Consider the following 20874-nt stretch of genomic DNA (forward strand, 5'->3'; position numbering starts at 1 on the left):
GAATTCTTGTGGCTGACAACCTTACTGTTACCGGCGAGACAAATCCCGAGCCAGATACCTGCGTGGATGCGAAATGTTGTTGCAACATCATTTGGTCGCTCGCACAACAGTTTGCGATGCGACAGATCGTGACTCACGCGCCGACGCACAATCACATGCCCGACTATCGCGAGGGAGATCGTTGCCTTTCGCGCAGACAACTGGAAACGTCCGCTCCCGAATTCGTTAGCAACTACGAGCTACGTGCACGCCGGATCGCAGCTGCCTACGCACGCGTGTTTCTCGAGGACTTTCACCTTGGAGACAAAAGCAAGATCGGCCGATTTTATTGGCTTGGTTTGGGCGCTTTCGCGTCGAAACAGGTAGCGGCGACATTACATCAATGGCAGGTGAAGTATTTAGCAAGATGGTCCGAGCTCTATGAAGGGCTGGGTCGAGGTAATCTTTGGCTCTTTAATGATGTATTGGCCTGGTTCTATGGGTATGCCGCAGGTTCAGATACCTTCATGGCCTGCGCGCCGTCGCGGAACAGCGAGAAATTTGTCGCACAGGTTTCGGCTAACTTCAAGCGTCAGAAGGGTTATGCTGAATCAATTGACAAAATTCCTTACGTTATAGATGCGGAGACCGGAGAGAAGAAAAAGCAGCTGGGTTACTTGCAATGCACGCCCACAGTAATGCGAGGTTTCAACGCGATCGCTATGTGGGAACTAATCCAGGATCCCATCCTGAAGGCTACATACGCTTTCGCGCACTTGCTAGCGATTGCTCAACACGAGCAGGGCGAGGTGTTGCAAGGTCTGATTTATGACGATCCTTCCTTTTGCGGATGGTTGGGAACCCAGCGAATCGCTTCGAAGGCGCCGCTCGTTGGCGCGTTAGTGCCAAGCCTTCGACTTGTATTGAGCCCCGAGTATCAGACCGATGACGAGGAGTTGAACTCTGATGCACCTGAGGGACTTGTCCTTGAAGATTACAGGCAGCGTATGAGTTGGATAAAAGGTGCAGCCCGAAAATACCATAATCTCATGCAAGGGAAGAGAAGATCGCAGATGTACGTCTTCTTGACGGAAATAAAGAGCTGGGGCGATGCCGAGGTGTCTTCATGAGAGGGGTCTCTGCAGCAGGTATTCTTCTCGCAGTACTGGTGGTCTGCGCAACGATTCTTCATGCGCCGCACTGGGCGCTCGGCTCAACCGCAATTTTAGGGAAAGAGATGTCTCAGACGCACACACTTATCCGCCTTGGCAATCCCCAGCTGTCTGACCTCGATGGTCCCGGCGCGTCTATCGATAAGCATCCAACTGGCACGACGTTTTATCAGCGTGAGTGGCAGAGAGGTAGCTTGGGTACAGTCGAATTTGCTCATGGAAAGCACACCTTTGTACTGGACAATGTGTTGTCCGTGCTTGGGACTGCGGATGAGGACGTGCCCAAAGGAATCTATCAGTGGGACATCAATTTCGGCGTGAGTCCAGAACAGGCTGACACGCACGAAGCTGCGCGCGGTCGTGTCATGTCGTTGCTGGCGCTACTACGTGCTGTGGGATGGAAACGTTACATTCCTGCGAGCCTGCCTCGTTTAAAAGGTAGAGAAGCGTGGATCTACAATGCTTCTTCAGGAGTAGGCGGCGTTTACTCCCTAGATTCCACTTACACTCCCACCATTGAAGAGTGGAAGTCGATGTTGCCGAACCGTCCCCGATGGTTATTCCAAGCCGATGGCGTGTATCTGGAAGTCGTCGTCGATGAGAGCAATATGGCAGGACTTGTCGGTAAGAGTACCTATTTACTAGGCGTGGATGCGCAGAGCGAATTCGGTTTTTACGGGATTGGTTACTTTGCAGGTAATGCTGAGCGAATCGACAATTGGAAAGTACTGATCTCCGCTGAACTTGCAAAATACCACGAGGACCGCATCAAGGCAGAGGCAAGATTGCGTGCTGCGGGTTATACAATCGACACGACTTACCAAGATCCGCCCATCTTGAGCCTTAAAGCCTCAGAAAACCGCACGCAATAGGAGATGCGAATGGAACGCTCAACGGTGGCTGGCAGGGCGCAGATTGTCGTCGGCGATGCCACCGATCATGGAGGTCGAGTTGTTTCCGGTAGCCCGTCATCGACTTGGGGCCCGAGTGATATTCCGATCGCCCGCAAAGGCGACAAAGTCACGTGCCCTCGGTGCACACCGCACGTGTTCGTGATCGCTGAAGGCTATGACGATAGCTTGGACTTCGGCGCTCCGGTTGCACTCGAAGGGCATTCGACGACATGCGGTGCGTTACTCATTGCTCGACTTGTCGATTAGCAACTGGAGGAAGATCACGGCACCGTTTGCGCAAGCTGCTCAAAGTCGCCGGTTGCGAGGGGGCTCGAATCCGCCAACTCCCGCCGAGCGTCTTGCATCGGGCACGAGTAAGGCGCTGAAGCGCCAACTCCCGCCGACCGCTCTGCATGGGGCGGGAGTAAGGCGCTAAAGCGCCAACTCCCGCCGACCGCCTTGCATGGGGCGGGAGTAGGCGCTGAAGCGCCAACTCCCGCCGACACGTCCCCCGACATCGCTCGCTATAATCGACCGACACCCCCATCGCCGGACGCTCATGGACTCCTTCTACAAGTACCACGTGTTCTTCTGCCTGAATCAGCGCGATGCCGACGCCTCGCGTCCCAGTTGCGCGAACTGCAACGCGCAAGCCATGCAGGAGCACGCGAAAAAGCGCGTGAAGAAGCTCGGCCTCGCCGGCGAAGGCAAAGTGCGCATCAACAAGGCCGGCTGTCTGGACCGCTGCGAGCAAGGGCCGGTCGTCGTCGTGTATCCGGAAGGCACGTGGTACACGTATGTCGATGAAACCGACATCGACGAAATCGTCGATTCGCATCTCGCCAACGGCAAGATCGTCGAGCGTCTTCTGATCGATCAACCCGTCTGACGCCCGCCTTCATGAACGCGCAAACAGAAAAGTTTCTCATCGACGGCCCGGCGGGCAAGATCGAAGTCGCGCTCGATCGCACGGAGTCCGCGCCGCGCGGCATCGCGCTCGTCGCGCATCCGCATCCGCTCTTCGGCGGGACGATGGACAACAAGGTCGCGCAAACGCTCGCGCGCACCTTCGTGCAGCTCGGCTATACGACGTATCGCTCCAATTTCCGCGGCGTCGGGCAGACCGAAGGCGAGCACGACAACGGCATCGGGGAGCGCGAAGACCTGCTCGCGGTCATCGAACACATGCGCGCGCAGCCCGGCCAGCGCGACGTGCCCATCGTGCTCGCGGGCTTTTCCTTCGGCACCTTCGTGCTGTCGCATGTCGCGAAGCGCATGCAGGAAAGCGGGCAGGCAATCGAGCGCATGGTGTTCGTCGGCACGGCGGCGAGCCGCTGGGAAGTCGCGCCGGTGCCCGAGAACACGCTCGTGATCCACGGCGAAGTGGACGATACGGTGCCCATCGCCTCCGTCTACGACTGGGCGCGGCCGCAGGAACTGCCGGTCGTCGTCATTCCGGGCGGCGAGCATTTCTTCCATCGCAAGCTGCATATTCTCAAGCGCGTGATCGTCGACGCCTGGCGTTAGCCTTCCGAAGGCTTTCGCCGCGCGCCGGCTCAGGCCGTCATCGCAATTCGACTTTTCGCTTAAGGCATCGCCTGAAAAAGCGCGGATTGGCGCCGGTCTCACGCAGATTCGCCGTAATCACGCTCTTGGCCGCGCGTATAATGGCGCAGAATTTTTTCGCCGCGACTCCGTGTCACAACGCTGCTTTCCAACGCTGCTTTCCAACGTTGTGTCCGCACGCTGTGACCCGACGCTGCGGCGAAAAGCCCGACGCCAGAGCGCCGGCTCATTGCCGGCCTACGCGACGTTCGAAAACAAACGTTTGAGAACCGATGGCGCGGCCGTCTGTCGAATGTGCGCTCCTTCGCCGCGGTACCCCCGCGTGCCCGTTTCCGCCAGCAGGCGAAGAGCGCGACCGGCACGAACGGTCTGCCTGTTCAACCCGCGCTTCGCCGCCTTTCGGATCATCCCGGGCGGAGCGCCGATGCTCTTTCTGCCGACCGATCCTATGCGCTTTTTCCCTTCCGGCTTTTCTGTTTCGCCCGTCTCCGCTTTCGTTTCCACTACCGCCATTCACCGCCGCGCATTCAAGGCCGCCGTCGTGCTGCCGGCCATGCTCGCTGCCGCGAGCGCGTTCGCGCAGGTGCCGCCGCCCGCGGTGACGGCGCATTCGTGGGTGCTCGTCGATGCCACCAGCAATCAGGTGCTCGCATCCGGCAATCCGGATGAACGCGTCGAGCCGGCGTCGCTCACGAAGCTGATGACCGCGTATCTCGTCTTCGACGCGCTGAAGTCCAAGAAGATCAACATGGACCAGACGGTCATGCCGACCGAGGCGGTGCGCCGCGTGAGGACGGACGAGTCGCGCATGTTCATCGAGGCGAACAAGCCGGTCACGGTGCATGACCTCGTGTACGGCATGATCATCCAGTCGGGCAATGACGCGGCCATCGCGCTCGCGGAACTCGTCGGCGGCAGCGAGGCCAACTTCGTCAATCTGATGAACGGCGCGGCGCAGCGCATCGGCATGAAGCACACGCACTATGCCGACGTGAACGGCATGCCTGATCCGCAGCACTACACGACGGCAGGCGACCTCGCCGTGCTGTCGACGCGCCTGATCCGCGACTTTCCCGAGTACTACAGCATCTTCTCGGAGAAGGAATTCACGTACAACAAGATCAAGCAGCCGAACCGCAACCGCCTGCTGTGGCTCGATCCGAGCGTCGACGGTCTCAAGACCGGCCACACGAAAGCGGCGGGCTATTGCCTGATCGCCACGGCCAAGCGTTCGCTGCCGGGCATGCCGGACGCGAGCCGGCGTCTCGTCGCCGTCATGATGGGCGAGCCGAAGGAATCGGCGCGCGTGCAGGACAGCCTCAAGATGCTGAACTACGGCTACACCGCGTATGACGCGCTGCGCCTCTACAAGGCGAACCAGGTGATCGAATCGCCGCGCGTGTACAAGGGCGCGACCGACAACGTGCAGGCGGGCGTCGAGACGGATCAGTACATCACCGTGCCGAAGGGTCTCGGCGACAAGGTCAAGCCGACTATCACGCGCAACGACTTGCTGATCGCGCCGATCAAGAAGGGCCAGCAGATCGGCACCGTGCGCATGATGGCGGACGGCCGTGACGTAGCGCAGTTCCCGCTCGTCGCGTTGCAGGACGTGCCGCAAGCCGGCCTCTTCGGCCGCCTGTGGGATTCCGCGCTGCTGATGTGGCAAAAGAAGAAGTAATCGCGTTTTCTGTTCCAACGGAGCGGTCCGAATGAGTCAAAGCCAAGCCGACGACTTCAACCCGACGGTCTATCTGAACGGCGAGTGGGGACCGCTTTCCGAAGCGCGCATTCCGGTGCTGGATCGGGGCTTCATCTTCGGCGACGGCATCTATGAAGTCGTCCCGCTCTACGCGCAGGGCGGCGGCGCGCGTCTGCCGTTCCGGCTCACGCAGCATCTCGCGCGGCTGAACCGGAGTCTCGGCAAGATCCGCATCGAGAATCCGTTCGACGACGCCGGCTGGCGCGCGCTCATCGCCCGCGCGATCGAGGCGAACGCTGGTCCGGGCGACGCCCTTGTCTACATTCAGGTGACGCGCGGCGTCGCGAAAAAGCGCGGGCACGCGTTCCCGGCCGGCATCACGCCGACCGTTTTCGTGATGCTGAGTCCGCTCGTGCTGCCGAGCGCCGCGAGCCGCGCGCAAGGCGCGGTCGCCGTGACGGCCGAGGACAAGCGCTGGCTGCACTGCGACATCAAATCGGTCTCGCTGCTCGGCAACGTGCTGATGGCGCAGCACGCGGCGGAAAACGACGCGCTCGAAACCATCCAGTTGCGCGACGGCTTGCTTACCGAAGGTTCGTCCTCAAATGTGTGGGTAGTGAAGGACGGCGCGCTGCTGGGCGTGCCGCGCGGCCCGCGCATCCTCGAAGGTATCCGTTACGGGCTCGTCGAGGAACTCGCGGCCGAGGCGGGCATTCGGTTCGAGGAACGCGACATCACCGAGGCCGAGCTGCGCGCCGCCGACGAAATCATGATCAGCTCGGCGACGAAGGAAGTCATGCCGATCACCACGCTCGACGGCCAGGCCGTCGGCGACGGCCGTCCCGGCCCGGTCTATGCTGCGCTGTACGACGCCTACCAGCGGGCGAAGTCGCGCGAGTTCGCGCAGCAGGCGAGCCGCGCCGGTTAAGGAGAAACCCATGTCCGATTCATTCGATTCCAAGCCGCAGTCGGCCGATCCGACGCAGGCCAGCAGCACCGACGAGCTGTTCAACTTCCCCTGCGATTTCCCGATCAAGGTGATGGGCAAGTCGCATCCCGAGTTTCAGGACACCATCGTCACCGTGATCCGCGAGTTCGACAACGAGTTCGACGTGACGCGCGTCGAAGCGCGGCCGTCGTCCGGCGGCAACTACACGGGTCTGACGTGCACGGTTCGCGCGCAGAACCGCGCGCATCTGGACGACATCTATCGCGCGCTCACCGGGCACCCGATGGTCAAGGTAGTGCTCTGAGATTGCCTGCGGCTGCGGGCGCATCGCACACGGCGGGCGTGCGCTCGTAAAGCTGCCTGAACTTCTCCGCTTCGGAGAAAATCCACTCCCTGAAAGCCTGCACGCGCTTGGTCGCCAGCAACTCCGGCGGACACACGAAGAAGTAGGTCCACGGACTCGGACCATCCACGTTGAAAAGCCTCACGAGCCGCCCGTCGATGATTTCCTGCATCGCGAGCGAGCGCCGCACGAGCGCGATCCCCTGGCCGTCGATGGCCGCCTGCAGCGAATTCGACGAATCCTCGAACAAGACGCCGCGCTTGGGCTCCGGCATGTCCGGCAAGCCGGCCGCGTCGAACCACGGACGCCATAGTTCGTCGCCGGAGCGCAGGAGCGGCATGTTCGCGAGATCGGCGGGCGCGCGCGGCAACGCGCCGCCGTTGAAGCGCGGCGAGCACGCCGGAAAAAACACTTCGTCGAGCAACGGCTCGGCGTGCACGCCCGAATACTTGCCATAGCCGAAGCGGATGGCCACGTCCACGTCGTCGCGGCTGAAGTCGGTGAGCGCGTTCGTCGACAGCAGTTCGAGATCGAACTCCGGATGCTTTTCGATGAATCCGCCCACGCGCGACGTGAGCCACCGCGCCGAAAACGACGACAGCATGGACACGACGAGCCGCCGGTCCCGGTCGCCCGAGCGCATGCGCCGCGTCGATTCCGCGAGCGCCACGAGCGCCGCGCGCACGTCGGCTGCGTACTGGCGGCCGCGGTCGGTGAGGCGCACGCGCTTGCCGTCGCGGGCGAAAAGCGCCACGCCGAGTTCGGCCTCCAGCGCGCGTATCTGATGACTGACCGCGCCGTGCGTGACGAAAAGCTCGTCGGCAGCGCGCGAAAAGCTTTCGTGACGGGCGGCGGCTTCGAAGGCCCGCAGCGCGTTCAGCGCGGGAAGCTGGCGCAGGTCCATGTGGATGTTCGCGGATGCGTTTGTCAATGCGGCTCACATAGCGGTGAAAATTGATCGTTTGGTCCCATGCCTTGCTACGCCTAGGATTGTAGTCATCGAAACGTTCCGTTGGCGGAGTCGATCATGCGAGAAATATCAACAAGCGTCACGTTCGAAATCAATCCCGGCGAAACCGTGCCGATGCGCATTGCGCGCGGCACGCGGCTCACCGTGCACGGAAGCCCGGTCTGGGCGACACGCAGCAACGACATCGAAGACTACTGGCTCGCGCCCGGCGACCGGCTAAACCTGCGCGAGCGCGAACGTCTATGGCTTTCGGCGGAAGGCGAGAAGCCCGCGCGCGTCGTGTTCACCATCGTGCCGCGTCGCGACGAGCGCGCGATTCGTTGGCTGTCCGCGCGCATCGAGCGGCTCGCGCTGCGCTTTCGCGCCGGCTGGCGCACCGTCTGAGCGTGCGCATTGGTCTATCTTCGTCTTCACGGCCGGCGGGCATGAAGCGATTTCGGTAAACTACCGGGATCATGTCCGCCACGCCGCTTGCATTTTCTACCGAGCTTATCTCCGAGCCTGCCATCGACCTCGCTGGCGAGCTCAGGCTGCGCTGGCGCGGCCTCGAACCGTACGGCGAGAGTTTCGACGCGATGCGCGCGTTCACCGACGCCCGCACGCCCGACACGCCCGACGAAATCTGGCTCGTCGAGCATCCGCAGGTCTTCACGCTCGGTCTCGCGGGCGATCCCGCGCATCTGCTCTTAGCCGACAGCGGCATTCCGCTCGTCAAGGTGGATCGCGGCGGACAGATCACCTATCACGGGCCGGGGCAGATCGTCGCGTATCTGCTCATCGACTTGCGCCGTCGCAAGCTCATGGTGCGCGAGATGGTGCGGCGTATCGAAGAGGCCGTGATCGAAACGCTTGCAACGTATAATCTGGCGACCGACCGCAAGGCGGGCGCGCCGGGCATTTACGTGGCCGCGCCGACGGCGCTTCAGGCGCAACGCGGCGCGAACGTTCGGTTGCACGAACTGCATGAGGGCGCGAAGATCGCCGCGCTCGGGCTCAAGATCCGCAACGGCTGCAGCTACCACGGCGTCAGCCTGAACGTGAAGATGGACCTTCGGCCGTTCCTCGCGATCAACCCGTGCGGCTACGCGGGACTCGAAACGGTCGACATGGCGACGCTCGGCGTCGTGGCCGGCTGGCGCGATGTCGCACTCACGCTCGCCGAAAAACTGGCGCATCAGATGGACGGCACGCCGAGCGCCGCCGCTCAACCGCAAGACGGCGCGAGCCGTCCCGCTGCATCTACCGGATCAACCGAATGACTGACGCAACCGCAAACCTGGCAGGCGACACCGCTCCCGCTTCCCCGACGATCCCCGCGCCCTACGACGCCACCGCGAAACAAAAGGCGCAGGCGAAGACATCGCGCATTCCGATCAAGGTCGTGCCGATCGAGAAGCTGAAAAAGCCGGAGTGGATTCGCGTGCGCACGGCGACCGGCAATTCGCGGTTCAACGAAATCAAGCAGATTCTGCGCGAGCACAACCTGCACACCGTCTGCGAAGAAGCGAGCTGCCCGAATATCGGCGAATGCTTCGGCAAGGGCACGGCCACGTTCATGATCATGGGCGACAAGTGCACGCGCCGCTGCCCGTTCTGCGATGTCGGCCACGGCCGTCCCGATCCGCTCGATCCCGAGGAGCCGCTGAACCTCGCGCGCACCATCGGCGCGTTGAAGCTAAAGTATGTGGTCATCACCAGCGTGGACCGCGACGATCTGCGCGACGGCGGCGCGGCCCACTTCGTCGAGTGCATCCGGCAGGTGCGCGAACATTCGCCGGAAACGCGCATCGAGATTCTGACGCCGGATTTTCGCGGGCGTCTGGACCGCGCGATCAATATTCTGACCGCCGCGCCGCCCGACGTGATGAACCACAATCTCGAAACGGTGCCGCGTCTTTATAAGGAAGCGCGTCCGGGTTCGGATTATCACCATTCGCTGAGGCTGCTGAAGGACTTCAAGGCGCTGCATCCGGAAGTGGCGACCAAGTCGGGCCTGATGGTCGGATTGGGCGAAACGGAAGAGGAAATTCTTCAGGTGATGCGCGATTTGCGCGCGCACGATGTCGATATGCTGACCATCGGCCAGTATTTGCAGCCGTCGGAGCACCATCTGCCGGTGCGCGCATATGTGCATCCGGATACGTTCAAAATGTACGAGGAAGAAGCGTACAAGATGGGCTTCACGCACGCGGCGGTCGGCGCGATGGTGCGGTCGAGTTATCACGCGGATTTGCAGGCGCACGGGGCGGGGGTGGTTTGATTGGGCTGCGGCGTGCTGCTAACGAAAACCCACGGTGACGTGGGTTTTTTTTCGCGCTCTTGAATCGGCAAGGAAGCGGGCGGCGTCCAGATCATCGGACAGCCGCGCAGCGCTTTTCCGGAAACCCGGAGCCGCATTAGCCCGCGTTCGGCGCGGCGCCTTTGGTTTCAACGGCTTGGAGCTATTCGCACACTGGCATCTCCCTTGCATAAAAAGACCCAAGGCCCGCGAAGCCGCCCATAAAACCCAAGGAGACAAGCCGATGCCCCCCTTCGCACTCAACCGACCCTGATCCGTCGACGTAGCGGCTCTCGCTAACGCGACGCGATCCGGCACGCGCGGTTTCTCACCACGCGTCGCCGCTTTGCCCGCACTTCGCGGCTCGCCGCTGGCGCTTTCATTGCCAACTGCTGATATTGCCTGGAACCATCGTGAAGAAACCTTTCTACAAAGTCCTGTACGTGCAGGTGCTCGTGGCCATCGCCATCGGTATTGCGCTCGGGCATTTCTATCCCTCGCTCGCCACCGACATGAAGCCGCTCGGCGACGGCTTCATCAAGCTCATCAAAATGGTGATCGGGCCGATCATTTTCTGCACCGTCGTGACCGGCATCGCCGGCATGGAGGACATGAAGAAAGTCGGGCGCGTCGGCGGCAAGGCGCTCTTGTACTTCGAAGTCGTCTCGACGTTCGCGCTGATTCTCGGCCTCGTCGCCACGCACCTGCTGCGGCCGGGCGTCGGCTTCAACGTCGATCCGGCGACGCTCGATCACAAGGCCATCGACACGTACGCCGCGAAGGCCGCGCACGGTCAGAGCGCGGTCGATTTCTTCCTGCACATCATTCCGGACACGCTCTCGTCCGCGTTCGCGCAGGGCGAAATCCTTCAGATCCTCTTGATCGCGCTGTTGTTCGGCGCGGTGCTCGCACATCTCGGCGAGCGCGGCAGGCCGGTGACGAGCTTCATCGAAAGCCTGTCGAGCGTGCTCTTCGGCATGGTCGGCATCATCACGAAGCTCGCGCCCATCGGCGCGTTCGGCGCGATGGCGTTCACCATCGGCAAATACGGCATCGGCTCGCTCCTGCCCATGCTCAAGCTCATCGGCACGTTCTATCTGACGTCCGTCGTGTTCGTCGTGGTGGTGCTCGGCATCATCGCGCGAATGGTCGGCTTCTCGGTGCTGCGCTTCGTCGCGTACATCAAGGAAGAGTTGCTGATCGTGCTCGGCACGAGTTCGTCCGAAGCCGCGCTGCCGCAACTGATGCTGAAGCTCGAAAAGCTCGGCTGCTCGCGCTCGGTCGTGGGTCTCGTCGTGCCGACCGGCTATTCGTTTAATCTCGACGGCACCAACATCTACATGACGATGGCGGTGCTTTTCATCGCGCAGGCGACCAACACCGACCTGTCGTGGGGGCAGCAGTTGACGCTGCTCGCGGTGACGATGCTGACCTCGAAGGGCGCGAGCGGCGTGACCGGTGCGGGCTTCATCACGCTGGCCGCGACGCTTGCGGTGGTGCCGACCATTCCGCTCTCGGGCATGGTGCTGATTCTCGGCGTCGACCGCTTCATGAGCGAATGCCGCGCGCTGACCAACATCGTCGGTAACGGCGTGGCGACGGTGGTTGTCTCGGCGTGGGAGCGCGAACTCGATCGCGCCAAGCTGCGCGCGGCCTTGCATCGCAATGTGGACGTGACCGAAGAGGCCGAAACGGTCTGAAGCGACTCGGGACGGACGCGAACATGCGAGCGGCGAAGCTTCCGACTGCGGACGCTTCGCCGCGCGCGTGTAGGCAGGCTTATCCCGAAAACGCCTATGCCACAATGAGGGATTCTCAATCGCGGGAATCTCATCACGTGACGCGCCGTATCCTCGTGTTCTTTGCGCTCGCCGCGTTGCTCACGGCGTGCTGCGCGCTCACGTGGCACGTCGAGCGGCAGCGCGGCATCGACGAGTTACGGCGCAACGCGGCGGCGCGCGTCGATCGCACGACGAGCACGCTGAAAAGCACGCTCGACCGCTACGAATATCTGCCGTATCTGCTGTCGCGCCATCCGTTCGTGCAGGACGTGCTCGTCTCGCCCGATGCGCGCAATGTCGATCGCGCGAACCGCTATCTCGAAGACCTCAACCGCCGCTCGCATGCCACCGCGACTTACCTGATTCGCGCCGACGGCTACTGTGTCGCGGCAAGCAACTGGAGCGGGCCGGACAGCTTCATCGGCGTGGAATATCACTTCCGGCCGTATTTCGTCGATGCCGTGAAAGGCGGCGTCGGACGGTTCTTCGGACTCGGGACGATTTCGCTCGAACCGGGTTACTACATCTCGCAGCCGGTGTATCAGGAAGGCGGGCACGAGCTGATCGGCGTCGCGGTCGTCAAGCTCAATCTCGAATGGCTGCAAGGCGCGGATGCGTCCGAGCCGCTCCTCGTCACCGACGACCACGGCGTGATCTTTCTGTCCTCGGTGCCGTCGTGGAAATATCACACGGTGCGGCCGTTGCCGCAGAGCGTCGAGGCGTCGGTGTATCAGACGCGACAGTACGCGCAGCAGCCGATCACGCCGCTGCCTCTGTCCGTCGTCGAAACGCTCGAAGGCGGCGCGCAGATCGTGCGCGTCGGCGGCGGACACAACGCGCCGAGTTTTCTGGCGACGCGCCGTTCCATCGGCGAGCCGGACTGGCAACTCATCACGATGGCGCCGCTCGATCCGGTCGAAAGCGCGGCGCAGACGGCGGTCGTCGTGACGGCGCTCGTCTTCGTTTCGCTCTGTCTGCTCGCCTTTTACTGGCGCATGCGGCGCGCGCGCGTGCGCGAGATGATCCGCAGCCGCGAGTTGTTGCAGGCGGCGTATGCGGAACTGAACCAGCGCGTGGCGGAGCGCACGGCGGATTTGTCTGAGGCGAACGCGCAACTCACGAAGGAAGTGAACGAGCGCACGCGCGCCGAGCAGGACCTGCGCGCCGCGCATGACGAACTCATTCAGGCGAGCAAACTGGCCGCGCTCGGGCAGATGGCGGCGGGCATCACGCATGAGTTGAATCAGCCGCTAGCCGCGTTGCGCAGTTTTTCGGACAACACGCGCGTCTTGATCGAGCGCGGCGATCAGGCGGCGGCGCGCGAGAATCTCGAAGCCATTGCCGCGCTGACCGAGCGCATGGGCAAGATCACGAATCAGCTGAAGCTCTTCGTTGCCAAGGCGCGGCCGAAGAACGCGCGCACGGACGTCGCGCGAGCGCTGCGTAATGTGCTCGGCATGCTCGGGCCGCGTCTTGCGAACGTCGTGCTCGACATTGCGCCGGAACTGGAAGGCGACGGCCCGCCGATCATGGTGCGCTGCGAAGATTTGCGACTGGAGCAGGTGTTCATCAACCTGATCGGCAATGCGCTGGATGCCGTCGCCTCCTGCGACGCCCCGCGCATCGTGATCGAACTGGACGCGCGGGCGGATGCGGTCGAGATCGTCGTACGCGACAACGGGCCGGGCATTCCCGCCGACGCGCTGCCGCACCTGTTCGAGCCGTTCTTCACGACGAAGGAGACGGGTCATGGGCTCGGCCTGGGGCTGGCGATTTCATCGGCGATCGCGCGGGACTACGGCGGCACGCTCGTCGCGCGCAATCGCGTGGCGCCCATCGTCGCGGACGGCCCGGAAGGCGGCACGCAAGCCGACGCCGATCACTCGCACGGCGCGGAATTCGTTTTGACGCTGCGACGCGCGTAGCAACTTGAATCGAGGCAAGACATGACTGCCGGTTTGCAGGTGATCTTTATCGAAGACGACGAGCTCGTGCGCCGCGCGAGCGTGCAGAGCCTGCAACTCGCGGGCTTCGAGGTGGCGGGCCACGGCAGCGTCGAATCGGCCGCGCGCGTCATCGACGCGAATTTTCCCGGCGTGATCGTGAGCGACATCCGGCTGCCGGGCGCGAGCGGCCTCGATTTGCTCGCGCAGTGCCGCGAACGCGCGCCGGACGTGCCCGTGATTCTCGTCACCGGACACGGCGATATTTCGATGGCCGTGCAGGCGATGCGCGACGGCGCGTACGACTTCATCGAGAAGCCGTTCGCCTCCGAGCGTCTCGTGGAAGCGGTGCGGCGCGCGCTGGAACGTCGCACGCTTGTTCTTGAGAATCAGGCGCTGCGGCGCGAGTTGGCCGATCAGAGCGGCGTCGCGCCGCGCATCATCGGGCGCAGTCCGGCCATCGAACAGGTGCGCCGGCTGATCGCGAACGTCGCGCCGACGGACGCCTCCGTGCTCATCAACGGCGACACGGGCGCCGGCAAGGAACTGATCGCGCGCAGTTTGCACGAGATGTCGCCGCGCCGCGACAAGCCGTTTATCGCGGTGAACTGCGGCGCGCTGCCCGAGCCGATGTTCGAATCCGAAATGTTCGGCTTCGAAGCGGGCGCGTTCACGGGCGCGCAAAAGCGGCGCATCGGCAAGCTGGAGCACGCATCCGGCGGCACGCTTTTTCTCGACGAAATCGAAAGCATGCCGCTCTCGCTGCAAGTGAAGCTGCTGCGCGTGTTGCAGGACGGCGTGCTGGAACGGCTCGGGTCGAACCAGCCGGTGCAGGCGAATCTGCGCGTGGTGGCCGCGGCCAAAGGCGACATGAACGAGCACGTCGCGGACGGCACGTTCCGGCGCGACCTGCTGTACCGGCTGAATGTCGTGACCATCACGCTGCCGCCGCTCAACGAGCGCCGCGAGGACATCGTGCCGCTTTTCGAACACTTTCTGCTCGATGCCGCCGTGCGCTACGGCCGGCCCGCGCCGCTCATCACGGACCGGCAGCGCGCCGAACTCATGCAGCGCGACTGGCCCGGCAACGTGCGCGAACTGCGCAACGCGGCGGATCGCATGGTGCTCGGCGTGATGGACGACGCGAGCGCGTCGCTCGACACGGCGACGCAATCGCTCAAGGAGCGCGCCGAGCAGTTCGAGCGCGCGGTCATCGCGGAAACGCTGGAGCAGTGCGGCGGCGCGGTCGCGATGGCGGCGGACCGCTTGCAGGTCGGCAAGGCGACGCTCTACGAGAAGATCAAGCGTTACGGGCTTGCCGCGAAAGGCGATTCCGACCGCTAGAAAAAGCAACGCCCGCGCGAGCGGGCGTTGTCTCGAGACGGGCTGCGCTCACGCCGCAGAGCCGAGCGCCTTGTCCAGCAAGGCATCCAGTTCCGCGAACGTCGGCTCGCCGACATAGCGTTTCAGGATCTTGCCGTTCTTGTCGATGACGAAGGTAGTCGGCGTCAGTTGCACGTTGCCGAACTGCTTGGCGGCGCTGCCGTCGTCCATCGCGACCTTGAACGGCAGATTGCGCGTTTGCGCGTAATTGCTGACGTACATCGGCGCGTCGTAGTTCATGGCGACGGCGACGAACTCCAGCCCGCGCCCCTTGAACTTGTTGTACGTGTTGATCATCTCGGGCATTTCCTTCATGCAGGTCTCGCAACTCGTCGCCCAGAAGTTGACGAGATAGACCTTGCCCTTCAGATCCGCGGATGTCGAAATCTTCTGTCCCGACAGCAGCGTGAACGTGGCGTCCGGCACGCGCTGCTGGCCGCCGAACGCGAAGTAGCCGGTACAGGCGATCACGCCCGCGACGAGCGCCATGACGACATAGCGCAGCGGGCTTTTGGCGCGGCCGGAAGTATCTTGCGTGGTTTGGGACATGGGAACCTCGGATTGCAGAGTCCAGCGCCCTGAGCGGCGCAACCGCAATAGGAAAGTGCCGGTTATTTTAGCGCCAAACGCCGGGCGGCATCATGACAGAACGGAAAGCCCGGCATCGCGGCGCGATAATGATGCTTTCTCACGCAAAAAATCGGACATGAAGCAGGCTTTTCTCCCCGTGGTAGCCGTAGTGCGCCATTTTGCCGCGCTCGGCGCGTGGCGCGCGTCGATGGCGGCTGTTGCCTGTGGCGCGCTGCTGGCCTGCACGCCCGCCTATGACTGGCGCACCGTCATGAACAACGACGACGGCTACGAAGTGACGCTGCCCGCCAAGCCTCGCGCGGACGAACGCAAGATCGAGATTGCCGGCCAGCCGATGACCATGCGCATGCAGACCGCCGAAGCGAACGACGCGGTCTTCGCCGTCGGCACGGTCGTGCTGCCGAGCGCGGACCCGGCGCTGCAACGCGCGGCGCTCGACTACCTGGAGCAGGGCCTCGCGCACAACGTGAATGCGCATCCGGCAGCGCGCGCGACGCAGATCGACCTGGCGGCGGGCGGGCGCGTGCTCGGCAGCGAGATGCAGGTGGCAGGCCAAAGCGGCGAAAAGCGCGAGCCCCGGACGATTCACGCGCGTTTCGTCGCCCGCGGCATGCATGTGTATCAACTGGCGATCGTCTCTGACAAAGCGCCGCCCGCCGAGCAAGCGGATCAGTTCTTTACGTCCTTCAAACTTTTTTAGAGGGCACGCTCGAATCCATGCAAGTGCTGGCTTAAAACCGCCGCGCGCACGCGAAATGAAATGCAAGTCGATTCGCAAAACTGAGCCGTAATACACGGATTTGTCAGGACTTTTTCGTCTATCCACAAGTTCTGTGGATAACTTTGTGGAGAAGAGCGTGCGCTGGCCCTCAAAAGCCCGAGATAAGCGGCTGGCGTTACTTTGCCTCCGATGACGGCAATTTAATTAGTTCAATAAAATCAATGGGCTGCGGAATCGAGGTCTAGCCAGCGTCAAATCCGATGAAAGAGGGGCGCGGATCGCGTCGGTGTGCATAAGTCAAGACTTGACAAGCATTTTTGCGCTGGCGCGAACTGCCTCAATCCTCATGCGATGCCGAGCGCGCGCCGGTACTGGACCGCCTCCGCGACGTGCGCCGCGTCCGGCGTGTCGACGCCGGCGAGATCCGCGATGGTTCGCACCACTTTCAGCACGCGGTAGTAGGCCCGCGCCGACCAGCCGAACCGCTCTCCCGCCGAGCGCAGTAGCGCTTCGCCGGCGGAATCGGGGCGGCAGACGTCGTCGGCTTCGCGGCCATCCAGCTCGCGATTCGTCTTGCCTTGCCGGCGCCACTGCGCCTCCCGCGCGACGGCCACGCGCGCCGCTACCTGCGCGCTCGATTCACCGCGCTTCGCGCTGCGCGCTGACAATTCCGCCGGCGAGAGCGCGGGCAGTTCGATCTGAATGTCGATGCGGTCCATGAGCGGCCCGGACAGCTTGCGCAGGTAACGCGCGGCGATCTCCGGCGAGCATCGGCAACGGCCCGAGGGGTCGCCGCGCCACCCGCACGGACACGGATTCATCGCGGCGACGAGTTGGCAGGCGGCAGGGAAGTCGGCTTGCTGCGCGGCGCGCGAAATGGTGATACGGCCGGCTTCGAGCGGCTCGCGCAGCGTTTCGAGCACCTTGCGATCGAATTCGGGAAGCTCGTCGAGAAAGAGCACGCCCAGATGCGCGAGCGTGATTTCGCCCGGTTGCGGCGGATTGCGCCCGCCGACGAGCGCCACGGAACTCGACGAATGATGCGGCGCGCGAAACGGCCGCTGCCGCCACTGCGCCGGGTGAAAGCCGAGCGAGCTTGCCGAGAGAATGGCGGCGGACGTGAGCGCTTCGTCGTCGGACATCGGCGGCAGAAGGCCGGGCAGACGCGCGGCGAGCATCGACTTGCCCGCGCCCGGCGGCCCGACCATCAGCAGATGATGCCCGCCCGCCGCCGCCACTTCGAGCGCCCGCCGCGCGCCCGGATGACCGATGACATCGGCGAGGTCGGGCGTGGGCACGGACGACGCGTCTGAAAGCGTTGCGGCTTGCGCGGGTCGCAACCGCGCGTCGGGGACTCCGTTGAGGTGGGCGCACAGCGCAGGCAAGTCGGCTGCGCCGTACACGTCGATGCCCGGGACCAGCGCGGCCTCCGCCGCGCTCGCCAGCGGCACGTAGACCTCGGGCACGCGGGCGCTAGCGGCTTCGGCAACTGCGTACTGGCGCGCCGCGCCGCAGACCATCGCGAACGCGCCGCGCATCGGGCGCAGCGCGCCGGTCAACGATAGCTCGCCCGCGAATTCACGGTCGGCGAGCGATTCCGCGGGAATTTGCCCGCTCGCGGCGAGAATGCCGAGCGCGATCGGCAGATCGAAGCGGCCCGATTCTTTCGGCAGATCGGCGGGCGCGAGATTGACGGTGATACGGCTGACGGGAAAATCGAAGCCGCAGTTCTGCAACGCGGCGCGCACGCGCTCCCGGCTTTCGCGGACTTCGAGATCGGGCAGGCCGACGATGGAGAAAGACGGCAGCCCGTTGGCAAGATGGACTTCGACGACAACTTCCGGCGCGCGCCCAGGAGCGGGCGCGCGGCTGCGTACCACGGCAAGCGACATGATTTCACCTGAAACGGCGCGCGCCGGAAACGGCCGCGCCGACAATAAGACTAGGACTTCACGGCTCGCCGGCCGGGTACCAGAGAAACAGCGGGCTTAGTCTTGCGCCGCGCCGGTGCTTGTCAACCGTTGTTCCAGTTGAGCGACGCGCTTTTCCAGTTCTTCGAGACGCGCGCGCGTGCGCACGAGCACTTGCGTCTGCGTATCGAATTCTTCGCGCGTGACGAGATCGAGCTTCGAGAAGCCTTGAGAAAGCATCGCCTTCATGTTTCTTTCGACGTCCTTCGCGGGCGAGTTCTTGAAAAGCTCGCTCATTTTCTGCTGCAGGTCGTTGAACACGTCGTTGGGCTGCTTCATCGTTTCTCCCTTCTGCACAAATAAAGTGCATTCATTGTTAGGTCAGTGCCCCGAAATATCGAATGTTCGATCTTGGTGCGCGCGCCTATATCGCGAACGCACGCCGGGGACATCTCACAGGCGACGCGATTTTAGCGCCGGCTCGCGGCTGCGATGGCCGTCCATGCCCTTTTTGCGGACCTCGCGACCACTCTAGCAATGAACCTGCCCCCGCGCCAGCACGCGCGGCGCGCGTTAGCCGTTCGGCAGAGGGGCGCCCCGCATTTTGTCGCAGCTTTGCTGGAAGGCTTGCCAGTACTCGATTGGCATACGAGTTGCATAAGTGGCGCGACCTTTTCTGAACGCGTTCTTAAGCGGAACGGCAGGCGGAAGGAAGGCAACCACAGCGAGGGACACATGAAACTCATCACCGCAATCATCAAGCCGTTCAAGCTCGACGAAGCGCGCGAGGCGCTTTCGGCCATCGGCGTTTCGGGCATTACCGTCACGGAAGTGAAGGGCTTCGGCCGCCAGAAAGGGCATACCGAGCTGTATCGCGGCGCGGAATACGTCGTCGACTTCCTGCCGAAGGTGAAGATCGAGGCAGCCGTTTCGGACGACATCGTGGATCAGGCAATCGAAGCCGTCGAACGCGCGGCCCGCACGGGCAAGATCGGCGACGGCAAGATCTTCGTCACCGCAATCGAACAGGTGATTCGCATTCGTACCGGCGAGACCGGCGCGGACGCGCTCTAAGAAAAATCGGCGATAAGAGGAACCAGAAGAATGCGCAACTTTTTGATGTCATTGATGGTGGCGGGCGCGCTGATCGGCGCGAATGTCGGCACCGCACTCGCAGAGGACGCGTCCGCTCCGGTCGCCGCCTCCGCACCCGCGTCCGACGCGGCTTCGACGGCAAGCGCGCCCGCCAGCGCTAACACGGCGATGGCTTCGTCGGCAGAAGCGGCTGCTGCGGCATCGGGCGCGTCTGAAGCGGCGCCCGCCGCGCCGACCGAGCCGTTCTCGGTCGATTCATCCAAGATCAGTTCCGGCGACACCGCGTGGATGCTGACCTCGGTTGCGCTCGTGCTGTTCATGACGATTCCCGGTCTCGCGCTCTTCTACGCCGGCATGGTGCGCAAGAAGAACGTGCTCGCGACCGCCATGCAGAGCTTTGCGATCTGCTGTCTCGTGACGATCCTCTGGACGGTCGTAGGCTACAGCATCGCGTTCACGCCGGGCGGGTCGTTCATCGGCGGCTTCTCGCGCGTGTTCCTGCACGGCATGGCCTACATCAAGGGCGACAAGGCGACGACGCTCACCGTCAGCCATCTCGCCTCGACGATTCCGGAGTCCGTCTACTTCGCGTTCCAGTTGACGTTCGCTATCATCACGCCCGCGCTCATCACCGGCGCGTTCGCGGACCGCATGAAGTTCTCCGCGATGCTCGTGTTCATGGCGCTGTGGTCGCTGATCGTCTATTCGCCGATCGCGCACATGGTCTGGGAACCGACCGGCTGGCTGGCGACGGCAGGCGTGCTCGACTTCGCGGGCGGCACGGTGGTGCACATCAACGCGGGTATCGCGGGTCTGATGTGCTGCCTCGTGCTCGGCAAGCGCGTCGGCTATGGCCGCGAAGTGATGGCGCCGCATAACCTCGTGCTCTCGCTGATCGGCGCGTCGATGCTGTGGGTCGGCTGGTTCGGCTTCAACGCAGGTTCGGCGGTCGCGGCCGACGGCCGTGCCGGCTTCGCGATGCTCACCACGCAAATCGCCACCGCATTTGCCGCCTTCGGCTGGATGTTCGCGGAGTGGATCACGAAGGGCAAGCCGTCGGTGCTCGGCATCATCTCGGGCGCGGTCGCGGGTCTGGTCGCGGTGACGCCGGCTTCAGGCTTCGTCGGCGTGCCGGGCGCGATCGTGATCGGCATCGTCGCGGGCGTGGTCTGCTTCTGGTCGGCGACGTGGCTCAAGCACAAGTTCAACTACGACGACTCGCTCGACGCGTTCGGCGTGCACGGCGTGGGCGGGATCATCGGCGCGCTGCTGACGGGCGTGTTCGCGGTGAAGGACATCGGCGGGTTCGACGGCTCGGTGCTCGTGCAGGCGAAGGGCGTGCTTGTTACGCTGGTCTACTCGGGCGTGGTGAGCTTTGTCCTGCTCAAGATCATCGACATGACCATGGGCCTGCGCGTCACGGAAGAACAGGAACGCGAAGGTCTCGACGTGACGCTGCACGGCGAACACGTCGAGTGACGAATGTGCCGGCAAGCGTGCGCGTATCGATCACGCGCGCGCTACGGCTACAAGAACGAGCGCAGCGACTTGGCCCGCCTTCATGGCGGGTTTTTTTCGTTTGAAGGGGAATAAAGACC

At 63.3% G+C, this 20874-nt stretch carries 21 protein-coding genes; 17 read left to right on the forward strand and 4 right to left on the reverse strand.

Annotated features, from left to right (window positions below):
* Positions 1 to 8: 8 nt before the first annotated feature.
* The 8 genes from NCR37_RS00930 to NCR37_RS00965 all read left to right on the forward strand — a co-directional run bounded on the left by NCR37_RS00930 (position 9) and on the right by NCR37_RS00965 (position 6565).
* The gene (locus tag NCR37_RS00930; protein WP_250471108.1) at positions 9 to 1109 is read left to right on the forward strand and encodes a DUF2515 family protein; all 1101 of its coding nucleotides are present in this window, start codon (positions 9 to 11) and stop codon (positions 1107 to 1109) included.
* Positions 1106 to 2023, forward strand: coding sequence for a hypothetical protein (locus tag NCR37_RS00935; RefSeq protein WP_250471109.1), 918 nt, complete (start codon positions 1106 to 1108; stop codon positions 2021 to 2023). Before NCR37_RS00930 ends, NCR37_RS00935 begins: the two co-directional genes overlap by 4 nt.
* 9 nt (positions 2024 to 2032) lie before the next feature.
* Positions 2033 to 2311: a PAAR domain-containing protein gene (locus NCR37_RS00940; protein WP_250471110.1), complete on the forward strand. Its 279-nt coding sequence runs from the start codon at positions 2033 to 2035 to the stop codon at positions 2309 to 2311.
* A gap of 292 nt (positions 2312 to 2603) precedes the next feature.
* Positions 2604 to 2933 carry a (2Fe-2S) ferredoxin domain-containing protein gene (locus NCR37_RS00945; protein ID WP_206467402.1) on the forward strand — a complete coding sequence of 110 codons (330 nt, stop codon included), beginning with the start codon at positions 2604 to 2606 and terminating at the stop codon, positions 2931 to 2933.
* Between the two features lie 11 nt (positions 2934 to 2944).
* The gene (locus tag NCR37_RS00950; RefSeq protein ID WP_250471111.1) at positions 2945 to 3571 is read left to right on the forward strand and encodes an alpha/beta hydrolase; all 627 of its coding nucleotides are present in this window, start codon (positions 2945 to 2947) and stop codon (positions 3569 to 3571) included.
* 487 nt (positions 3572 to 4058) lie between these two features.
* Complete coding sequence (locus NCR37_RS00955) at positions 4059 to 5291, forward strand: D-alanyl-D-alanine carboxypeptidase family protein (RefSeq protein ID WP_250471230.1); 1233 nt, start codon at positions 4059 to 4061, stop codon at positions 5289 to 5291.
* Positions 5292 to 5322: 31 nt separating this feature from the next.
* On the forward strand, positions 5323 to 6240 hold the full coding sequence (locus NCR37_RS00960) for a D-amino acid aminotransferase (protein ID WP_250471112.1): 918 nt from the start codon (positions 5323 to 5325) through the stop codon (positions 6238 to 6240).
* Positions 6241 to 6250: 10 nt separating this feature from the next.
* The gene (locus tag NCR37_RS00965) at positions 6251 to 6565 is read left to right on the forward strand and encodes a DUF493 family protein (RefSeq protein WP_248320979.1); all 315 of its coding nucleotides are present in this window, start codon (positions 6251 to 6253) and stop codon (positions 6563 to 6565) included.
* On the opposite strand, the gene NCR37_RS00970 is transcribed toward NCR37_RS00965, so the two are convergent.
* Entirely contained in the window at positions 6549 to 7508 is a 960-nt protein-coding gene (locus NCR37_RS00970; RefSeq protein WP_250471231.1) for a transcriptional regulator GcvA, read from the reverse strand. The genes NCR37_RS00965 and NCR37_RS00970 overlap by 17 nt on opposite strands.
* A gap of 123 nt (positions 7509 to 7631) precedes the next feature.
* On the opposite strand from NCR37_RS00970, the gene NCR37_RS00975 reads away from it, so the two are divergent.
* The 6 genes from NCR37_RS00975 to NCR37_RS01000 all read left to right on the forward strand — a co-directional run bounded on the left by NCR37_RS00975 (position 7632) and on the right by NCR37_RS01000 (position 14920).
* Positions 7632 to 7958, forward strand: a complete 327-nt coding sequence (locus NCR37_RS00975; protein WP_175939120.1) for a DUF2917 domain-containing protein — start codon at positions 7632 to 7634, stop codon at positions 7956 to 7958.
* A gap of 71 nt (positions 7959 to 8029) precedes the next feature.
* Positions 8030 to 8833: a lipoyl(octanoyl) transferase LipB gene (gene lipB / locus NCR37_RS00980; protein WP_250471113.1), complete on the forward strand. Its 804-nt coding sequence runs from the start codon at positions 8030 to 8032 to the stop codon at positions 8831 to 8833.
* On the forward strand, positions 8830 to 9834 hold the full coding sequence (gene lipA, locus NCR37_RS00985; RefSeq protein WP_250471114.1) for a lipoyl synthase: 1005 nt from the start codon (positions 8830 to 8832) through the stop codon (positions 9832 to 9834). The genes lipB and lipA overlap by 4 nt, the downstream gene beginning before the upstream one ends.
* 431 nt (positions 9835 to 10265) lie before the next feature.
* A complete protein-coding gene (locus tag NCR37_RS00990; RefSeq protein WP_175939127.1) occupies positions 10266 to 11552 on the forward strand; it encodes a dicarboxylate/amino acid:cation symporter in 1287 nt (428 codons plus the stop codon).
* A 23-nt stretch (positions 11553 to 11575) separates the two neighbouring features.
* On the forward strand, positions 11576 to 13558 hold the full coding sequence (locus NCR37_RS00995) for a sensor histidine kinase (RefSeq protein ID WP_502800465.1): 1983 nt from the start codon (positions 11576 to 11578) through the stop codon (positions 13556 to 13558).
* Positions 13559 to 13579: 21 nt separating this feature from the next.
* On the forward strand, positions 13580 to 14920 hold the full coding sequence (locus NCR37_RS01000; RefSeq protein ID WP_250471116.1) for a sigma-54-dependent transcriptional regulator: 1341 nt from the start codon (positions 13580 to 13582) through the stop codon (positions 14918 to 14920).
* 48 nt (positions 14921 to 14968) lie between these two features.
* On the opposite strand, the gene NCR37_RS01005 is transcribed toward NCR37_RS01000, so the two are convergent.
* Positions 14969 to 15508 (reverse strand): TlpA disulfide reductase family protein, encoded by a 540-nt coding sequence (locus NCR37_RS01005; RefSeq protein WP_250471117.1) that lies wholly within the window; start codon positions 15506 to 15508, stop codon positions 14969 to 14971.
* Between the two features lie 229 nt (positions 15509 to 15737).
* Between NCR37_RS01005 and NCR37_RS01010 the strand changes: the two genes are divergently transcribed.
* Entirely contained in the window at positions 15738 to 16250 is a 513-nt protein-coding gene (locus NCR37_RS01010; RefSeq protein ID WP_502800467.1) for a hypothetical protein, read from the forward strand.
* A 365-nt stretch (positions 16251 to 16615) separates the two neighbouring features.
* Here NCR37_RS01010 and NCR37_RS01015 read toward each other — a convergent pair whose 3' ends face one another.
* Positions 16616 to 18163 carry a YifB family Mg chelatase-like AAA ATPase gene (locus NCR37_RS01015; RefSeq protein ID WP_250471119.1) on the reverse strand — a complete coding sequence of 516 codons (1548 nt, stop codon included), beginning with the start codon at positions 18161 to 18163 and terminating at the stop codon, positions 16616 to 16618.
* 96 nt (positions 18164 to 18259) lie between these two features.
* On the reverse strand, positions 18260 to 18520 hold the full coding sequence (locus NCR37_RS01020) for an accessory factor UbiK family protein (protein WP_159835097.1): 261 nt from the start codon (positions 18518 to 18520) through the stop codon (positions 18260 to 18262).
* A 396-nt stretch (positions 18521 to 18916) separates the two neighbouring features.
* Between NCR37_RS01020 and NCR37_RS01025 the strand changes: the two genes are divergently transcribed.
* Together NCR37_RS01025 and NCR37_RS01035 are read left to right on the forward strand one after the other, a co-directional pair.
* A complete protein-coding gene (locus tag NCR37_RS01025) occupies positions 18917 to 19255 on the forward strand; it encodes a P-II family nitrogen regulator (RefSeq protein WP_014190273.1) in 339 nt (112 codons plus the stop codon).
* 30 nt (positions 19256 to 19285) lie between these two features.
* Positions 19286 to 20755, forward strand: a complete 1470-nt coding sequence (locus NCR37_RS01035) for an ammonium transporter (protein WP_284506744.1) — start codon at positions 19286 to 19288, stop codon at positions 20753 to 20755.
* The last annotated feature ends 119 nt before the right edge of the window (positions 20756 to 20874 follow it).

The organism is Caballeronia sp. GAFFF1 (assembly GCF_023630705.1).
In the GTDB taxonomy this organism is placed as follows: Bacteria; Pseudomonadota; Gammaproteobacteria; order Burkholderiales; family Burkholderiaceae; genus Caballeronia.

Bases quoted from the DNA above. Each gene is read 5' to 3' on its own strand.
- NCR37_RS00935 (WP_250471109.1), top strand. From the start codon at position 1,106: ATGAGAGGGGTCTCTGCAGCAGGTATTCTTCTCGCAGTACTGGTGGTC.
- NCR37_RS00940 (WP_250471110.1), top strand. From the start codon at position 2,033: ATGGAACGCTCAACGGTGGCTGGCAGGGCGCAGATTGTCGTCGGCGAT.
- NCR37_RS00945 (WP_206467402.1), top strand. From the start codon at position 2,604: ATGGACTCCTTCTACAAGTACCACGTGTTCTTCTGCCTGAATCAGCGC.
- NCR37_RS00950 (WP_250471111.1), top strand. From the start codon at position 2,945: ATGAACGCGCAAACAGAAAAGTTTCTCATCGACGGCCCGGCGGGCAAG.
- NCR37_RS00955 (WP_250471230.1), top strand. From the start codon at position 4,059: ATGCGCTTTTTCCCTTCCGGCTTTTCTGTTTCGCCCGTCTCCGCTTTC.
- NCR37_RS00960 (WP_250471112.1), top strand. From the start codon at position 5,323: ATGAGTCAAAGCCAAGCCGACGACTTCAACCCGACGGTCTATCTGAAC.
- NCR37_RS00965 (WP_248320979.1), top strand. From the start codon at position 6,251: ATGTCCGATTCATTCGATTCCAAGCCGCAGTCGGCCGATCCGACGCAG.
- NCR37_RS00970 (WP_250471231.1), bottom strand. From the start codon at position 7,508: ATGGACCTGCGCCAGCTTCCCGCGCTGAACGCGCTGCGGGCCTTCGAA.
- NCR37_RS00975 (WP_175939120.1), top strand. From the start codon at position 7,632: ATGCGAGAAATATCAACAAGCGTCACGTTCGAAATCAATCCCGGCGAA.
- lipB (WP_250471113.1), top strand. From the start codon at position 8,030: ATGTCCGCCACGCCGCTTGCATTTTCTACCGAGCTTATCTCCGAGCCT.
- lipA (WP_250471114.1), top strand. From the start codon at position 8,830: ATGACTGACGCAACCGCAAACCTGGCAGGCGACACCGCTCCCGCTTCC.
- NCR37_RS00995 (WP_502800465.1), top strand. From the start codon at position 11,576: ATGCGAGCGGCGAAGCTTCCGACTGCGGACGCTTCGCCGCGCGCGTGT.
- NCR37_RS01000 (WP_250471116.1), top strand. From the start codon at position 13,580: ATGACTGCCGGTTTGCAGGTGATCTTTATCGAAGACGACGAGCTCGTG.
- NCR37_RS01005 (WP_250471117.1), bottom strand. From the start codon at position 15,508: ATGTCCCAAACCACGCAAGATACTTCCGGCCGCGCCAAAAGCCCGCTG.
- NCR37_RS01010 (WP_502800467.1), top strand. From the start codon at position 15,738: ATGGCGGCTGTTGCCTGTGGCGCGCTGCTGGCCTGCACGCCCGCCTAT.
- NCR37_RS01015 (WP_250471119.1), bottom strand. From the start codon at position 18,163: ATGTCGCTTGCCGTGGTACGCAGCCGCGCGCCCGCTCCTGGGCGCGCG.
- NCR37_RS01020 (WP_159835097.1), bottom strand. From the start codon at position 18,520: ATGAAGCAGCCCAACGACGTGTTCAACGACCTGCAGCAGAAAATGAGC.
- NCR37_RS01025 (WP_014190273.1), top strand. From the start codon at position 18,917: ATGAAACTCATCACCGCAATCATCAAGCCGTTCAAGCTCGACGAAGCG.
- NCR37_RS01035 (WP_284506744.1), top strand. From the start codon at position 19,286: ATGCGCAACTTTTTGATGTCATTGATGGTGGCGGGCGCGCTGATCGGC.